This is a genomic window from Aeromonas sp. QDB17 (genome assembly GCF_027705305.1).
Taxonomy (GTDB): domain Bacteria; phylum Pseudomonadota; class Gammaproteobacteria; order Enterobacterales; family Aeromonadaceae; genus Aeromonas; species Aeromonas caviae.
Genome location: NZ_JAPDBP010000009.1, coordinates 17,428 through 32,397, shown reverse-complemented (window position 1 = coordinate 32,397; position 14,970 = coordinate 17,428). Strand labels below are relative to the sequence as shown.

The 14,970-nt window shown below is 65.0% G+C and carries 15 protein-coding genes; 7 read left to right on the top strand and 8 right to left on the bottom strand.

Features of this window, described 5'->3' with window-relative positions:
* Positions 1-13 precede the first annotated feature (13 nt).
* Positions 14-292: a DUF2442 domain-containing protein gene (locus tag OKC41_RS09415; RefSeq protein WP_010672717.1), complete on the bottom strand. Its 279-nt coding sequence runs from the start codon at positions 290-292 to the stop codon at positions 14-16.
* 258 nt (positions 293-550) lie between these two features.
* Here OKC41_RS09415 and OKC41_RS09410 point away from each other — a divergent pair, with 258 nt between their 5' ends.
* A complete protein-coding gene (locus tag OKC41_RS09410; RefSeq protein ID WP_010672716.1) occupies positions 551-2,515 on the top strand; it encodes an LTA synthase family protein in 1,965 nt (654 codons plus the stop codon).
* A 55-nt stretch (positions 2,516-2,570) separates the two neighbouring features.
* Here the strand turns inward: OKC41_RS09410 and OKC41_RS09405 are convergent, their stop codons facing one another.
* A complete protein-coding gene (locus tag OKC41_RS09405; protein WP_010672715.1) occupies positions 2,571-3,041 on the bottom strand; it encodes an Lrp/AsnC family transcriptional regulator in 471 nt (156 codons plus the stop codon).
* 149 nt (positions 3,042-3,190) lie between these two features.
* Between OKC41_RS09405 and OKC41_RS09400 the strand changes: the two genes are divergently transcribed.
* On the top strand, positions 3,191-3,709 hold the full coding sequence (locus OKC41_RS09400; RefSeq protein WP_010672714.1) for a tyrosine-protein phosphatase: 519 nt from the start codon (positions 3,191-3,193) through the stop codon (positions 3,707-3,709).
* Between the two features lie 6 nt (positions 3,710-3,715).
* Here OKC41_RS09400 and metA read toward each other — a convergent pair whose 3' ends face one another.
* The gene (gene metA, locus OKC41_RS09395) at positions 3,716-4,663 is read right to left on the bottom strand and encodes a homoserine O-succinyltransferase (protein WP_010672713.1); all 948 of its coding nucleotides are present in this window, start codon (positions 4,661-4,663) and stop codon (positions 3,716-3,718) included.
* A 144-nt stretch (positions 4,664-4,807) separates the two neighbouring features.
* Here metA and OKC41_RS09390 point away from each other — a divergent pair, with 144 nt between their 5' ends.
* The gene (locus OKC41_RS09390; protein ID WP_029313584.1) at positions 4,808-6,052 is read left to right on the top strand and encodes an HD-GYP domain-containing protein; all 1,245 of its coding nucleotides are present in this window, start codon (positions 4,808-4,810) and stop codon (positions 6,050-6,052) included.
* Between the two features lie 28 nt (positions 6,053-6,080).
* Positions 6,081-7,256, top strand: coding sequence for a CinA family nicotinamide mononucleotide deamidase-related protein (locus OKC41_RS09385; RefSeq protein WP_201894569.1), 1,176 nt, complete (start codon positions 6,081-6,083; stop codon positions 7,254-7,256).
* On the opposite strand, the gene OKC41_RS09380 is transcribed toward OKC41_RS09385, so the two are convergent.
* Positions 7,253-7,768, bottom strand: coding sequence for a metal-dependent hydrolase (locus OKC41_RS09380; RefSeq protein WP_010672710.1), 516 nt, complete (start codon positions 7,766-7,768; stop codon positions 7,253-7,255). The genes OKC41_RS09385 and OKC41_RS09380 overlap by 4 nt on opposite strands.
* A 394-nt stretch (positions 7,769-8,162) precedes the next feature.
* On the opposite strand from OKC41_RS09380, the gene OKC41_RS09375 reads away from it, so the two are divergent.
* The 3 genes from OKC41_RS09375 to OKC41_RS09365 all read left to right on the top strand — a co-directional run bounded on the left by OKC41_RS09375 (position 8,163) and on the right by OKC41_RS09365 (position 11,884).
* Positions 8,163-9,827, top strand: coding sequence for a FapA family protein (locus OKC41_RS09375; protein WP_327790101.1), 1,665 nt, complete (start codon positions 8,163-8,165; stop codon positions 9,825-9,827).
* A gap of 113 nt (positions 9,828-9,940) precedes the next feature.
* Positions 9,941-10,750 carry a sugar-phosphatase gene (gene yidA / locus OKC41_RS09370; protein WP_201894568.1) on the top strand — a complete coding sequence of 270 codons (810 nt, stop codon included), beginning with the start codon at positions 9,941-9,943 and terminating at the stop codon, positions 10,748-10,750.
* A 363-nt stretch (positions 10,751-11,113) separates the two neighbouring features.
* A complete protein-coding gene (locus tag OKC41_RS09365; protein ID WP_039039802.1) occupies positions 11,114-11,884 on the top strand; it encodes a gamma-glutamyl-gamma-aminobutyrate hydrolase family protein in 771 nt (256 codons plus the stop codon).
* 151 nt (positions 11,885-12,035) lie between these two features.
* Here the strand turns inward: OKC41_RS09365 and OKC41_RS09360 are convergent, their stop codons facing one another.
* From OKC41_RS09360 to OKC41_RS09345, 4 genes are all read right to left on the bottom strand, one after another.
* Positions 12,036-12,440 (bottom strand): hypothetical protein, encoded by a 405-nt coding sequence (locus OKC41_RS09360; RefSeq protein WP_143238281.1) that lies wholly within the window; start codon positions 12,438-12,440, stop codon positions 12,036-12,038.
* Between the two features lie 71 nt (positions 12,441-12,511).
* Positions 12,512-13,222 carry an HAD-IA family hydrolase gene (locus tag OKC41_RS09355; RefSeq protein WP_161470159.1) on the bottom strand — a complete coding sequence of 237 codons (711 nt, stop codon included), beginning with the start codon at positions 13,220-13,222 and terminating at the stop codon, positions 12,512-12,514.
* 95 nt (positions 13,223-13,317) lie between these two features.
* A complete protein-coding gene (gene xerC, locus OKC41_RS09350; protein ID WP_161470158.1) occupies positions 13,318-14,295 on the bottom strand; it encodes a tyrosine recombinase XerC in 978 nt (325 codons plus the stop codon).
* The gene (locus tag OKC41_RS09345) at positions 14,288-14,968 is read right to left on the bottom strand and encodes a DUF484 family protein (RefSeq protein WP_041212252.1); all 681 of its coding nucleotides are present in this window, start codon (positions 14,966-14,968) and stop codon (positions 14,288-14,290) included. Before OKC41_RS09345 ends, xerC begins: the two co-directional genes overlap by 8 nt.
* Positions 14,969-14,970 lie beyond the last annotated feature (2 nt).

The following is a 14,970-nucleotide window of genomic DNA, read 5'->3' as shown; positions in this document are numbered from 1 at the left end:
ACGAGTTAGCATGTCAGAAGCGATGCATGTTGCGATCGGGGAAGGCGGTGCGCTCGTCGATGGGCAGGATCAGGTGGTAGACCTCGTGGGCCGCCAGGGTGAAGCCCGAGGGCCACGCCAGTTGATGGCGATGATCGATGAAGACACGGGCGAAGCGACGCTCGGTCTCCATGGCCGCAAACAGCGGCTGGCCGCGCCAGGGGGTGAGATCCAGCACGCCTGTGGTGCCGTCGGAGAGCACCACGAACAGAGACCAGCCCTGCATATATTCCACATCGATGAAGACCGGCATCCCTTCGGCTCCGATTGAGAAATCCGGCGCCATTATAGGCACGACCATTGTCTCGATGTGCCAGCAGGATCACAGTTTCCCCAGCGTTTTATGCTCTCTTAGAACCCTGCATCCCGTCACAAAAAAATCATAAAACGTGCCAGCTTCTCCATTTATACCTCCCCCCCATGCAACCTTTGCCAGGCGCCACTGTCATACTCCTGCACCATAACAACAATGCGCCCGGGGACTGGGCGCAAACAGGTTTGCAGGAACAATATGACCACCATCAAACAATGGCTGGGACCGGTTTGGCCCATTGCCGTCTTTTCATTGATCGCGCTCATCTCCCTGACCGTCAGCCGCCTTGGCCTGGGGCTCTGGCAACTGGAACGGGTGGATGCCGTCTCTGGCTGGCAGGAGATGCTGCTGCAAGGCATTCGGGTCGACATTGCCACCCTCTGCTGGGTCTGGGGCGTACCCGCCGTCTTGACCCAGTTGCTGGCCGGACCCCACGTGCCGGGGCGGCTCTGGATGCAGCTTATCCGGATCTGGCTCACCCTGGGGCTCTGGCTGATGCTCTTTCTCGAGATCTCCACTCCCGCCTTCGTCACCGAATACGGGGTACGCCCCAACCGCCTCTATGTGGAGTACCTCATCTATCCGAAGGAGGTGCTCTCCATGCTATGGGCTGGCCGCAAGGGCGAGCTGCTGCTGGCCGTGATCTTCAGCGGCGCCGTACTCGGCGGTGGCTGGTGGCTGAGCGGCCGCCTGGTACGTGACCTAAGCTTCCCCCGCTGGTACTGGCGCCCCGCCTTCGCCCTGCTGATCCTCGCCGTCGGCTTCCTCGGCGCCCGCTCCAGTCTCGGCCATCGCGCCCTGAACCCAGCCATGGTGGCCTTTGCGGACGATCCCCTGGTCAACGCCCTCACCGTCAACTCCGCCTACTCCCTCTTCTTTGCCATCAAGCAGATGGGGGCCGAGGAGGACGCCAGCCAGTTTTACGGCAAGATGGCTGACCATCAGGTACTCGACATAGTCCGCGAGGAGAGCGGCCGCCCTCTCGGCGATTTCACCTCTGCCGATCTGCCGAGCCAGACTTTCAACACGGCCAGCTACCAGGGCAAGCCCAAAAACCTGGTGATCCTGCTGCAAGAGAGCCTGGGGGCCCAGTTCGTCGGCTCCCTCGGCGGCCTGCCGCTCACCCCGAACATCGATGCCTTGTCGAAAGAGGGTTGGGCGTTCGAGCAGCTCTACGCCACCGGTACCCGTTCGGTACGCGGCATCGAGGCGGTGCTCACCGGCTTCACGCCGACCCCGGCCCAGGCCGTGGTCAAGCTCGGCAAGAGCCAGACCAACTTCTTCACCATCGCCGACCTGCTCAAGCAGCGGGGCTATGACACCAGCTTCATCTATGGCGGCGAGAGCCACTTCGACAACATGCGCAGCTTCTTCCTCGGCAACGGCTTCACCACCATCGTCGAGCAGAAGGACTTCAAGAACCCGGTGTTCGAGGGATCCTGGGGTGCCTCGGATGAAGATCTGATGGCCAAGGCCAACGAGACCTTCGCGGCGCTGCACAAGGAGGGCAAACCCTTCTTCAGCCTGGTGTTCAGCTCCAGCAACCACGATCCCTTCGAGTTCCCCGACAACCGCATCGCCCTGTACGAGCAGCCCAAGCAGACCCGCAACAACGCCGCCAAGTACGCGGACTACGCCGTCGGCGAGTTCTTCAAGAAGGCCAGGGCATCGGACTACTGGAAGGACACCCTGTTCCTGGTCATCGCCGATCACGACAGCCGGGTCGGGGGAGCCAGTCTGGTGCCCATCCCCCGCTTCCACATCCCAGGGGTCATTCTGGGGGACGGCATAGCACCGAGAAAGGATCCCCGCATCGTCAGCCAGATCGACATGGCCCCGACCCTGCTCTCCCTCATGGGCATCAGTGCCGACTACCCCATGCTGGGCAAGGATCTCACCCGCATGCCCGCCGACTGGCCGGGGCGCGCCATCATGCAGTACGACAAGAACTTCGCCCTGATGCGTGGCAAGGATGTGGTGATCCTGCAGCCCGAGCGGGCGCCGGAAGGCTTCATCTACGAGGATGCGACCGAGACGCTCACCCCGGCGCCGCAGCCGGGCGCCATGAAGGATGCCGCCCTGGGGCTGGTCCTGTGGGGCAGCCTGGCCTATCAGCAGGGGCTCTACCGGACGGCGCAGGACAGTCGGCTGGCTCTCAACTGAGGAACCGCCCACAAAAAAACCGCCCTCGGGCGGTTTTTTCTTGCGGCTCGCCCCGTCAGGGGTGGGGGAAGCAGGGGAGCGAGCGGCTGAACCTGTGCTCGAACACCAGGGAGGTCTCGAGGTGCACCACCTCTTCCCGGGAGGTGAAGTGATCGAAGACGAAATTGCGCAGGTGTTCGGTATCGGAGACGCACAGGTGCACCAGGAAATCATCCTTGCCGCCCATGTGGAACAGGCTGATCACCTCGGGCAGGGCCAGAATGGCGTCGCGAAACGCATCGATGATCTGGCGGCTGTGACGGGCCAGTTGCAAGGAGACCATGGCCTGGATGTGACCGCCCAGGGCCTGGTAATCCACCTCGCAGTGCGCCCCCTTGAGCACGCCATCCTGCTGCAGCTTGCGCACCCGCTCCAGACAGGTGGACGGCGCCACCCCGACCAGGGCCGCCAAATCCTTGTTGGTCATGCCCGCATCGCGAAACAGATGGGCCAGGATGTCCAAGTCCAGTTGATCCAGGTTTCTCATCTTTACTCCTTGCATCGCTCGATTTTTTTAGACTCTGCCCGTAAACCGGGCCGAACACAACGCAGATTGACATCGCCTCCGGCCCCTCTATGCTGTGCCGCACCCGCGGGATGCCGATCCCGTTGATCCCGACCACCACGAGGAACCCCATGCTCAGTGCCCATCCCTTCTGGAGCCTGGACGTTCCACGGCTCGACGGCCAGCTCCTGCTCACCCCCTGCCCCGGCAGCCAGCAGGTCCCCATGGCCGACGCCCTTGCCCAGTTGCAGCTGGCCGGTGCCGGCGGGGTGCTGACCCTGATGACGGTGGAGGAGCTGGCCCTGTGCGGGCCCCTCTCTCTCGGGCAGCTGGTGCAGGCCAGAGGCATGAGCTGGTTCCATCTGCCCATTGCGGATGACGAGGCACCGGATGCCGCCTTCGAACAGGCCTGGCCCGGGGTGCAACCCCGACTGCTCGCCCTGCTGCGCGAGGGACGGCACCTTGCCATTCACTGCCACGGCGGAAGCGGGCGTACCGGGCTGGCGGCCGCCCTGCTGCTGATGACCCAGGGGCTGCCCCAGCAGGAGGCCATGACCCTCATCCGGGCCAGACGGCCACGCGCCTTCACCCTGGCCTGCCACCGTCACTGGCTCGATACCCGTGGGCGGCGGCTGGCCGGAGCGGACTGATGGGCTCTATCCCTTGGGCTGCTGGTAGGTAAACACCTTGCCGATGTCTTCCACCTTGTAGCTGGTCAACTGGTAGACGTAATAGTTGAGCCAGTTGGAAAACAGCAGGTGACCGTGGCTACGCCAGGTGGCGCGCGGGGTCTGGCTTGGGTCGTTGTTCGGGTAATAGTTGACCGGAATGACGGGGGTGAGCCCGGCCGCCAGATCCCGCCGGTATTCCCCATCCAGGGTCAGAGCGTCATATTCCGGATGGCCGGTGACGAACACCTGGCGACAATCCTTGGTGGCGGCCAGATAGACGCCCGCCTCTTCCGACTCGGCGAAGATCTGCAGATCGGTGTGGGCGCGGATAAGATCCCCGTCGAAGGCCGCATAGCGGGAGTGGGGCGCCACGAATTCGTCATCGAAGCCGCGCAGCAGCGCCTCATGCTCGTCGAGGCGGTGGTGGCGATAGACCCCGGAGAGCTTCTCGCCGTGGGTCTGCTTCTCCATGCCGTACAAGGCTTTCAGCGCCGCCTGCACCGCCCAGCAGAGGAAGAGGGTGGAGGTGACATGCTGATGGGACCACTCGATGATCTCGACGATGCGTGGCCAATAGACCACCTCCTCGAACTCCACCAGCCCGAGCGGCGCCCCCGTGATGATCATGCCGTCGTAGTTGTTGCCTCTCACCTGCTCGAAGTCGTGATAGAAGTTCTCCAGGTGCGCCTGGGGCGTGTTTTTCGACTCCCGATCGTCGATGCGCAACAGATCCACGTCCACCTGCAAGGGCGAGTTGGAGAGCATCCGCATCAGCTGGATCTCGGTTTCTATCTTCTTGGGCATCAGATTGAGGATGAGCACCCGCAGCGGGCGGATGTTCTGGGTGACGGCCCGGGATTCCGTCATCACGAAGATGTTCTCCTGCCCCAGCACTTCGGCGGCGGGCAACTGGTCCGGGATCTTGATCGGCATGCTGACTCCCTGTACTGCATCGGTAAATATGTCTGGACATCTAGAAGCCTATAATAAAGCGCTCCCGCTGTCATCAGATACCTTTTGTATTCACCCCGCCCTTTGACTAGCATACGGCTCAGTGTGTCCCTCGTGCCCAACCCCATGACAGGAATCAAGATCTCCGTAGAACGGCTGCAAGTCGGCAATTATGTCTCCCTGCCTTTGGGATGGCGTGAGCACCCGTTTCTGTTCTCCAGCTTCAAGCTCAAGAGCGAGGAGGAGATCGAGCTCATTCGTCGCCTTGGCCTCAAGCTGGTGACCATCATTCCCGACAAGAGCGACACGCCGCCCAAGCCCCTCGGCCAGACCCAGCCCCAGGCAGATGAGGTTGAGGGGGAGGGTCTCGTCGCCCGCCAGGAGGAGATGCAGCAGGAGAAACTGCGGCGCATCGAGCAGTTGCAGCGCTATCGCCGCGACCTGCAGCAGTGCGAGAAACAGTTCCGCCAATCCCTGGCCCAGGTGCGCAACCTCATGGGCAAGATCCAGTCCCGCCCCCTCAACGCCATCAGCGAGGCCCAGGAGCTGATCAACGCCATGACGGAGCAGCTCCTCTCGGTAGACGAGATGGTGCTGCACCTGGTCTCTGACAGCGATGATGGCAACAGCCTGCAGTTTCACTCCCTCAACGTCAGCGTGCTCAGCATGCTGCTCGCCCGGGAGTGCAAGTTGCCGGCCGAGGCGATCCGTCAGGTCGGCATGGGGGCCCTGTTCCACGACATCGGCAAGCTGAGGATCCCGAGCCAGATCCTGCGCAAGACAGAGCCGCTGACCAAGCCGGAGCAGAACCTGATGGCCCAGCATCCCCGCTACGGCCTGGAACTGCTGGGGCTGGTCAGCGATTTTCCGGAAGCGGCCAAGCAGATAGTGCAGAACCACCACGAGTACCTGGACGGCACCGGCCCCCAGGGGCTCAAGGGCGATCAGCTCGATCCCCTCACCCAGATCGTCTCCCTCATCAACGAATACGACAACCTCTGCCACCTGGAGGCCAAGGTGCCCTACGCGGCCCTCGGCAGCCTCTACAAGCAGCGCAAGTCCCAGTTCAACGCCGATCACCTCGGCATGCTGATCCGGCTGATGGGGGTCTACCCCCCGGGTAGCGTGGTGCAGCTTTCCAACGGCCAGGTGGGGCTGGTGATGTCGGTCAACGCCTCCCGCCTGCTCTACCCCGCAGTGCTGGTATACGACCCCCGCATTCCGCGCCAGGAGGCGGCCATCATCGACCTCGACGCGGCCGGGCTGACCATCGCCAAGGTGATCCAGCCCAAACGCCTGCCCCCGGCGGTGTTCGAATACCTCAACCCCCGCACCCGGATCAGCTACTACTTCGAACACGGCAAGCCCTGAGAGGGCTGGCCCCACCCAAGGAGTCCCCATGCGCATCGAGATCATCAGCACAGGCGACGAGATAGTGACCGGCCTGGTGGTGGACACCAATGCCGCCTGGCTCAGCGCCCTCTTGCTGGAGCAGGGCTGGCAGGTGCGCCGCCGCGCCACCGTGGGGGACAACCTCGCGGATCTGACAGCCGTGCTGCAGGAGAGCGCCAACCGCGCCGAGGTGGTACTGGTGTGCGGAGGGCTCGGCCCCACTGCGGACGACCTCACCGCCCAGGCCGCGGCCGAGGCGTTTGGCCAGCCCCTGACCCTGTTCCCGGACTGGCTCGCCACCATGGCCGAACGCTATGCCAGCCGGGGCCGCACCATGGCCCGGAGCAACACCAAGCAGGCCTGGCTGCCCCGGGACTGCGAGATCCTCGACAACCCGGTGGGCACCGCCTGCGGCTTTGTGGTCTGCCACCCGGCCAGCCACGGCCAGAGCCGGCTCTTCTTCACCCCGGGCGTGCCGTTCGAGTTCAAGCAGATGGTGCGCGAACAGATCATGCCCCGCCTCAAGGCGCTGGCCGGGGAAGAGACGGACACCGAGCTGCGCCGTTTCTACACCTTCGGCGTCTCGGAGTCCGCCCTCAGCGACATGCTGGATGCGGCCCCCTGGCCTGCCGGCATCGAGCTGGGCTACCGCTCCTCCATGCCTCTCATCGAGCTCAAGCTCATCGGCCACGGTGCCAGCACCGCCGACATGGACGCCGCCGAGGCGAGGCTGCTTGCGGCCATCGCCCCCTGGCTGGTAGGGCGTGGCAACGAGGCGCCTGCCAGCCAGATCCTGGCCCTGCTGGGGGAGCGGTCGCTGCACCTGCAAGAAGGGGAGAGCCGGGGCGCCCTGCTGGCCATGTGTCACGGGCACCCGGCCCTGACCGCCGGCTTCAGCCACACCCTGAGCGACGATCTGACTCAACTGGCGGTGCCCGCCGCCCCCCTGAGCCTCACCATAGGCCGTGCCGGGCCGGACGGCGTGCCGCTGCTGCTCTGCGCCGACGGGCAACTGCACGGCCAGACGCTCAGGATCAGCCACCCGGATCCCGCAAGCGGTCGCCGGATCCTCGCCTTCGCCGCCCTCGACATGCTGCGCCGCCACCTGCTGGGGCTGCCGGTGCTCGCCGATTACCTCACCCTGACCCGAACGGCCACATGCCAGGAGGGCGCCCGGGGCTAGAAGTGAGCCAAACCTGCGCCACCATGGACCCAGTACCCGGCGAGCGCCAGGGTCAGCAGGCAGAAGGCCCTCTCGTAACCCCCGCCGCTCTTGAGGGGCAGGCCGGGCAGGCGAAAGCGCCGACGCCAGGGCCAGAGCAGGGGAATGCCCATGGGGGTGAGCCAGTCCCCCAGCAGATGGCTGAGATAGCCCACGATGAGGGCATCCTTCACCGCCCCCGACAGCAACCAGGGGGCTTCCACCTGGGCCAGCCCCCAGACCCCCATCCCCACCGCCAGCAGGCTGTGGGTGAAGCCGCGATGGCCGAACAGCCGGGAGAGCGGCCCCGAGATCCAGGGCAGTTGCCGCCCGAGCAGGGAACGGGGGTGATCGAGATCCGGCAGCAGGGCGCTCGCCAGGGCCATGGGGACGATGTGCCACAGGCTGGCATCGGCCAGGGCCGGAGTCAGTTCGACCTTGTGGGCAAGCAGGACGCAGGTGACGGAAAACAGCAGGTGGCCTTGGGCGGTCATGGGGCTCGTTCGGTTGGACAGAAAAAGGGGCTGATCGGTGGCGACCAGGGTCCTCGCTCTGAGGCGGCGGCAGATTAAAATCCTTCTCTTCCTGCCTGGCAAGGTGATTTGCATCGCCACCTTCAACATGATGGACACTCTGGATAGCGAAAGCATAAAACGTCAGCATATTGCGCTAAAAAACCGCAATGGAGCCCATGACATGGCCGGCTCCGCCCCTCTCCCGTCAGCCGATATTTCCTCAACCCGGCTCACCCATTTGCATTCAGATCATTGACCCGGAAGGAAAAATACCCGAATACTGCGCGTTGGATCCGCCCCGGCGGCATTGGATGCCGGCAAGGAGAGGCCCCGGCATGGGGCAAACCGGACAGGGACAACGAAGGAGGGCCCGGTGTTAAGCAAAGCGTGGTTTCAGCTGTCGGCCGACATGAGCTATGTCTGCCTGCGCATCACCCCGGGCCTCACCGAGCCCATCCAGGAAAGCGACGTCCTGGCCCTGCTGCGACTCTCCAACTGTCGGCGCTACGAACCCCTCGGCGAGGGGATCCGTGAAGCCGTCACCCTGCTCAACGCCCTCATTGCAGAGCCGGATGCCCCCGCACATCCGCCAGTCCCCATTGCCCGGCGCCAGGATGCCAGGCTGCTCATCCAGGTGGACAAGGACCAGATGAGCGCCAGGGCACAGATCACCGCGGACTGGGGTGGCCAGCCCCTGACCCTGGCCCGGTTGCAGGAGGCCCTGGCGGCCAGCACGGTCAAGCAGGGGGTGAGCGATCGGCTGCTTGCCGCCGCCATCCAGGCAGCGGGTGAGGCGGCCCCCGGTGCCCAGCTCAATCCCGTCATCGCCCTCGGCAAGGCCGCCAGGCACGGCCTGGATACCCGCCTGGAGCGGCTGGTGGAGACCGCAGCCGAGCGGATCCTCAAACCCCAGGAGCGGGATCACGGCAAGGTGGACATGCGCGACCTCGGCACCCTGCTCACCGTCAAGGCGGGGGCGTCGCTGATGCGCAGGCACCCCGCCACCCAGGGCATCGACGGCTTCACCGTGACGGGCCAGACCCTGACCGCCCGCCACGGCAAGGAGAGCGCCATGACGCCGGGTGACGGCACCTGCCTCTCCCCCGAGGATCCGGACCTGCTGCTGGCGACCCGCCCGGGGCTCCCCTGTCAGGAGCGTGCCGGGATGCGGGTCGACGAGGTACTCAACGTCAAGCAGGTCGACATCCGCCACGGCCACGTCGAGTTCGAGGGATCGCTGCTGGTCACCGGGGACGTCATGCCCGGCATGCGCGTCAAGACCAGCGGGGACGTGGTGATCGGCGGCTTCGTCGAGGGCGGCTACATCGAATCCGGCGGCACCATCACGGTGCGCAACGGCATCATAGGGCGCAAGCTGGCGGACGACGAATACCTCTGCCACCTCAACGCCGGGGGGGAGATCCACGCCAGCTATGCCCAGTACGCCAGGCTGGAGGCCGATGGCGACATCCATATCCTGAGCCAGCTCAGTCACTGCTATTGCCGCAGCGGCCAGGATCTCAAGGTGGGGGACAGCGCCATGCGCAAGGGGCACCTCATCGGCGGCATCAACATCGCCAACCGGCTCATCATGGCACCGGTGCTCGGAGCCTCGGCGGCCAACCGGACCCGGTTGCAGATCCTCGGCGGCTATTTCAGCCAGAAGGAGCAGGAGCTGGCGCTGCGCCAGCGCAAACAGACCTGCGCCGAGCAGATAGACAAGCTGCAGGATCTCATCCTGCGTCTGCTGCAACTGCCTCGTGACAAGCGCAATCCCGAGACCCTGCAGAAGATCAAGGCGCTGCGCACACGCCAGTTCGACGAGAGCAAGAGCCTGGACGAGCAGCTCGCCGAGGCGCAGCGGGAGCTGCAGGCGCTCATGGCCAACATGGACATCATCGCCACCCAGCGCCTCTTCCCCGGCGTCGAGGTGGAGATGGCCCACCACCACAACAGGGTCGATATCGAGCACGGCCCCATCCACTTCGCCATCCGGGAAGATCAGCTGCAACTGACCCCCTACCAGGGCCAGCGCTGAGGGGCAACGTGCTCCCGCGTCGGCAGGCGGCGTGATCCCGGCGGCGATTTTCGCTACACTCGGCCTCCCCATGGCCCCATCGGGCGGGCCGGCCAGACTCAGGTAGTGAGAAGATGTACAAGCTGATCGCATTGGATATGGATGGCACCCTGCTGACCCCAGAGGGCCGAATCTCCCCCCGCACCCAGGCCGCCATCGCGGCAGCCCGCGCCAAGGGCGTGACCGTGGTGCTGGCCTCCGGCCGCCCGCTGGAAGGCATGACCGCCGCCCTGACCGAGCTGGGCCTCACCGGCCAGGATGACTACGTCATCTGCTACAACGGCGCCCTGGTGCAGCAGGTGTCCGAGCAACGCATCATCCGCAGCCAGTTGCTGACCGGCAGCGATGCCCGTGCCATCGCCCACCTGGCCTGTGAGCTGGGGGTGAACATCCACGGCTTCTCCGTCCGCCAGGGGCTCATCAGCCCCAGGATCAGCCCCTACACCGAGCACGAATCCCGCCTCATCGGTCAACCCATCAACCTGGTGGACTTCGCCACCCTGCCCGACGACGAGCAGATCATGAAGGTGATGATGATTGACCCAGAGCCCCTGCTCTCCCGTGCCATCGCCCAGCTGCCCGCCGAACTCCACGAGCGCTATACCGTGGTGCGCAGCGCCCCCTACTTCCTCGAGTTCATGAACAAGCGCAGCAACAAGGGCACCGGCGTCGCCGCCCTGGCCGAGCACCTGGGGCTGGATGCCTCCCAGGTGATCGCGGTGGGAGATGCGGGCAACGATCACCACATGATCGCCTACGCCGGACTCGGGGTCGCCATGGGCAACGCCACCGACGAGATCAAGGCGCTGGCACAGCACACCACGGGGCGCAACGATGAAGACGGGGTCGCCCAGGTGATCGAGCGTTTCATCCTGAACGCCTGAGTCGACAAGGGGCCCTGTGGGCCCCTTCTGCTATCCGGCCGCCCGGCCAGATGTTTAATATATCCACCATCAAATCGCTCGCCGCACCAGGCATCCCCCCTCAAGCCCCTTTAAATGGGACTCGTAGCCGTATCTCGACATCAACGGTTAACATAATTGCATCATTTTGTTTGACATATTGAACGGCCTTGGCAGACTGGAGGCAGGATCCAGGCTGTCGTTGCCAAGGCTGACCGACGATTCTGGCACGCTGGCGCGACCCTGATCCCACGACCATGCCTTGAGGCATGCCCTTGCGAGCCGAGGCGGCAAGGGCCTTCCCAAGGCGCAGGATGAGACCGCCAAGGATAGCCAAGGTGACCTATGCCCAACCCCAGTGCCCATAACAAACCCGTCGTGCTGATGACCATGGGGGCCCAGGCCCGCAGTGGCCACGCCTACCAGGTCATGACCCACAAATACATCAAGCCTCTGGTGGAGATCAGCGGCTGCGTGCCGCTGCTGGTGCCCACCTGCTGTGGCACCGAGGATCTGGAGCAGTATCTGGACCTCGCCGACGGGGTCTATCTGAGCGGTGCTGGCTCCAACATCGATCCTGCCCTCTATGGCCAGGAGAACCTCACCCCGGAGAAGCCCCAGGACAGGGACAGGGATCTGTTCGATATTCCCCTGGTGCGCGCCGCCCTCGACCGTGGCCTGCCGATCCTCGGGATCTGCCGCGGCATGCAGGAGATCAACGTGGCCCTGGGAGGCGACATTCACCAGAAGGTCTATTGCGAGCCGGGTTATGACGATCATCGGGAGGATGCGGATGACCCGGTGGACGAGCAGTATGGCGAGAGCCATCAGGTCGAGCTGGTGCCCGGTACCTGGCTGGCCGAGCTGATGGGGCAGCCGTCGATTCCGGTCAACTCCCTCCACGGGCAGGGGATCAAGACGCTGGCCAAGGGGCTGGCCCCCCTGGCCCATGCCGAAGACGGGCTGATCGAGGCGATCCACGCTCCCGCCCTCTCCCCCTTCCTGCTGGCGGTGCAGTGGCACCCGGAGTGGAAGGCCAGCGAGAACCCCCACTCCATCAAGCTCTTCACCGCCTTTGGCGACGCCTGCCGCCGGTTCAGGCAGCAGGTCGGCTAGTCGCCGACCCCTTGCCCTTGAGCCTGGGGAGGGCCTCGTACATCGGGGGCTGCCCAGAGGCATCCGACGTGACGGGCCTGTGCCCCCCCCACGCCATCAAGCTGTCCACTGCCTTCGGCGACGCCTCCTGCCCGCTCAGGCAGCAGACGGGCTAGTCGCCAAATCCCTTGCCCTTGAGCTTGGGCAGGGCCCCGCGATCAGGGCGCAGGGTTCGGCAGACATCCAGCCCCTTGAGGCCCCGCTGGATATGGTCCGGGGCCTGCCCGAGCACCATGCCGTTGCCGCGATAGAGACGGGCATCCTCCAGCTCGAACAGCTCGCCACCGATGAGCAGTTGCTCCCGGCCATTCACCACCTTGCCCCGTTTCAGGGGCAGGGTCATGTCCACCTGGATTTCGCCGGTGGCACACCCCTCGCGCCAGCGCGCCTCGTTGGAAAACGGGGAGATGGCGATCTCCCGCCAGGATCCGTCCCTGAACTCCATCCGGTAACGGTCTTGCACCAGATCGCATCCCGCCAGCACCACGGGGATCGCCAGCCAGATGACACCCTTCATTCCCTTCACGCCCTTGCTCCCTTGTTGTTATTGCCAGATATAGATCACGGAATCTGTCCCTCATCCCCAGCTCAGAGCAGCAGGGTGGCCAGATCCTGCAACTGCCCCAGCTCCACATCCGGCAGCAGCGACAGCGACTGCCAGGACTGGCCGCTCTCGTTGAGCCAGGCGGCCCGAAAGCCGTGCAGCCTGGCCCCCAGCACGTCGGTCACCGGGTGATCCCCCACATGAAGGATGCGGCCGGGGGCCAGCTCCAGGGCCTCTTGCACCTGCACGAACATGTCGGGCGCCGGTTTCATTCTGGTTCCCGCTCCCGCCTTGCAGACCAGGGTGAAGTAGCCAGCCAGACCCGCCTGCTCCAGATCCAGGTTGCCGTTGGTGATCACCGCCAGCGGATAGCGCGCCGCCAGACGAGCCAGCAGGGCGTGAGTCGCCTCGCTCACCTCTATCTTAGAGCGCTCGGCCATGAAGCCGGTGAACACCGCCCGGGCCTGCTGCTCCGCCAGCCCGGGCTCCATGCCCCCCTGCACCAGGGCCTCGCGAATGCCACGCTGGCGCGCCAGGCTAACGTCGTGGCTCAGCGCCGGGTGGTCCAGCAGCAACTGGCGCTTGAGCGCGAGCCAGCGCGGCTTGTCCAGCATGGCGGTAGCCAGGTATTCGCTGCGCAGGTGGTCCAGCATCCACTGTTCCGCCCGCGCGATGGCGGGGCCGTTGTCATAGAGGGTGTCGTCCAGATCGAACGAGATGGCGGCCACCGGCTGCCAGCGACGGTAAAACTGCATGGCTGTTCCTCTTTACTCCTCATCCTCTGGCGTTGCGAGCTCCCGCCTGACCGGGGCGACGTGGAGATTGTCATCCCCGCAGATCGCACACCACATCACTCATCCTCCGGCGTTTCCGGATCCCGCTTCGCCCGCGGGTGGGCACTGTCATATACCTTGGCCAGATGCTGGAAGTCGAGGTGGGTATAGATCTGGGTAGTGGAGAGATCCGCATGCCCCAGCAGCTCCTGCACCGCCCGCAGGTCGCCGGAGGATTCCAGCATGTGGGTGGCGAAGCTGTGGCGCAGCTTGTGGGGGTGCACGTGGGCATTGAGAGCCTGCTTGTTGCCCCAGCCGTCGAGCCGCTCCTGTACCGAGCGGGCCGAGAGCCGCTGCCTGCGCTTGGAGACGAACAATGCCTCCCCCTCGTCACCGGCCAGCAGGGGGCGTACCTTGAGCCACTTGTGCAACCACTCCACCGCCATCCGCCCGATGGGCAGCACCCGCTCCCGCGAGCCCTTGCCGATCACCCTGAGCTGGCGCTCGTCGAGCTTCACGTCCGCGAGGTTGAGCCCCACCAGCTCGGCAAGGCGCAGGCCGGAGGAGTACATCAGCTCCATGATGGCGCGATCCCGCACCGCCAGCGGATCCTGCTCGTCGGTGATGTTGAGCAGCTGGTACATCTCGTCCACGTCCAGGTTCTTGGGCAGGGGCCGCCCCTGCTTGGGGGTGACGATGCCCCGCGCCGGGTTGGCGGTGAGCCGCCCCTGGCGCACCTGCCAGTCGCAGAAGCTGCGCAGGGCCGACACCTTGGTGGCAAGGGAACGGGGCGCCAACCCCCCCTTGTGCATCCGGGTCACCAGACTGCGCACCTGGCTCGCCTCGAGCCGGGCCCAGTCGTCGACCCCGAGCTTCACCAGCTCGGCGGTCATGGCTTCCAGATGGGCCTGATAGTTGCTGCGGGTGTGGGGGCTGAGCTGGCGCTCGACCCTCAGGTATTCGATAAAGGCGTCCAGCTCCCCCACCAGTGCGACCGGCAGAGGGTCGGCGGCAGGGAGCACCTTGACAGGGGATCGGGTCGTTGCCTTAGCCACGGGCCAGCTCGGGCAGACGCAGCTGCAGCAGACGCCCTAGCTGACCCAGCAGCAGGGTGTCGTTGTGGGGGGTGAAGTGGCTGGGATCCGAGCTCGCGAAGGCCAGCACGCCGAGCTCCCCGAGCCGCATCAGGGCCACCGAGTTGACCAGCACATCATTGCCAAACAGCGCCTGCTTCTCGCTCTGGTTGAGGCGGCCGAAATAGTAGTCCGTGCCGGGCAGGCGCTGCCCCAGCAGTTGTTCGAGCTGTTTGCCCTGCGCCAGGAAACGCTGCTCGGGGCCGCTCAGCTGGAAATGCCTGGGATTGAGCCAGAGCCGCAGGCCGGTGAGTCGCAGCCGCTGGACGAAGGCCTTGCCCATCACGGCGCTCAGCTCGAACAGGGTCTGGCAGCCGTAGATCTCCCCATAGAGATCCGCATAGACCCGGAAGATCCGCTCGTTCTCGCTGGCGACCCCCATCAGTTCGGTGATCTCCTGCTCCAGCTGCTCGATGCGCTCCCGCTGACGGTCCAGCTGGCGCTCCACCAGGGAGATGGTGCCCTTTTGCCCATGGGGAATGCGGATCTTGTCCAGCATGGCCCCGTGACGCAGGAAAAACTCGGGATAACGGGCCAGGTACTCCAGCACTGTGGCTTCATCCACCAGTGATTCCTGCCGTTTGAGTTCGCTCATAA

Coding starts and splice junctions, on each gene's coding strand:
- OKC41_RS09415 (WP_010672717.1), bottom strand. CDS start 292: ATGCCGGTCTTCATCGATGTGGAATATATGCAGGGCTGGTCTCTGTTC.
- OKC41_RS09410 (WP_010672716.1), top strand. CDS start 551: ATGACCACCATCAAACAATGGCTGGGACCGGTTTGGCCCATTGCCGTC.
- OKC41_RS09405 (WP_010672715.1), bottom strand. CDS start 3,041: ATGAGAAACCTGGATCAACTGGACTTGGACATCCTGGCCCATCTGTTT.
- OKC41_RS09400 (WP_010672714.1), top strand. CDS start 3,191: ATGCTCAGTGCCCATCCCTTCTGGAGCCTGGACGTTCCACGGCTCGAC.
- metA (WP_010672713.1), bottom strand. CDS start 4,663: ATGCCGATCAAGATCCCGGACCAGTTGCCCGCCGCCGAAGTGCTGGGG.
- OKC41_RS09390 (WP_029313584.1), top strand. CDS start 4,808: ATGACAGGAATCAAGATCTCCGTAGAACGGCTGCAAGTCGGCAATTAT.
- OKC41_RS09385 (WP_201894569.1), top strand. CDS start 6,081: ATGCGCATCGAGATCATCAGCACAGGCGACGAGATAGTGACCGGCCTG.
- OKC41_RS09380 (WP_010672710.1), bottom strand. CDS start 7,768: ATGACCGCCCAAGGCCACCTGCTGTTTTCCGTCACCTGCGTCCTGCTT.
- yidA (WP_201894568.1), top strand. CDS start 9,941: ATGTACAAGCTGATCGCATTGGATATGGATGGCACCCTGCTGACCCCA.
- OKC41_RS09365 (WP_039039802.1), top strand. CDS start 11,114: ATGCCCAACCCCAGTGCCCATAACAAACCCGTCGTGCTGATGACCATG.
- OKC41_RS09360 (WP_143238281.1), bottom strand. CDS start 12,440: ATGAAGGGTGTCATCTGGCTGGCGATCCCCGTGGTGCTGGCGGGATGC.
- OKC41_RS09355 (WP_161470159.1), bottom strand. CDS start 13,222: ATGCAGTTTTACCGTCGCTGGCAGCCGGTGGCCGCCATCTCGTTCGAT.
- OKC41_RS09345 (WP_041212252.1), bottom strand. CDS start 14,968: ATGAGCGAACTCAAACGGCAGGAATCACTGGTGGATGAAGCCACAGTG.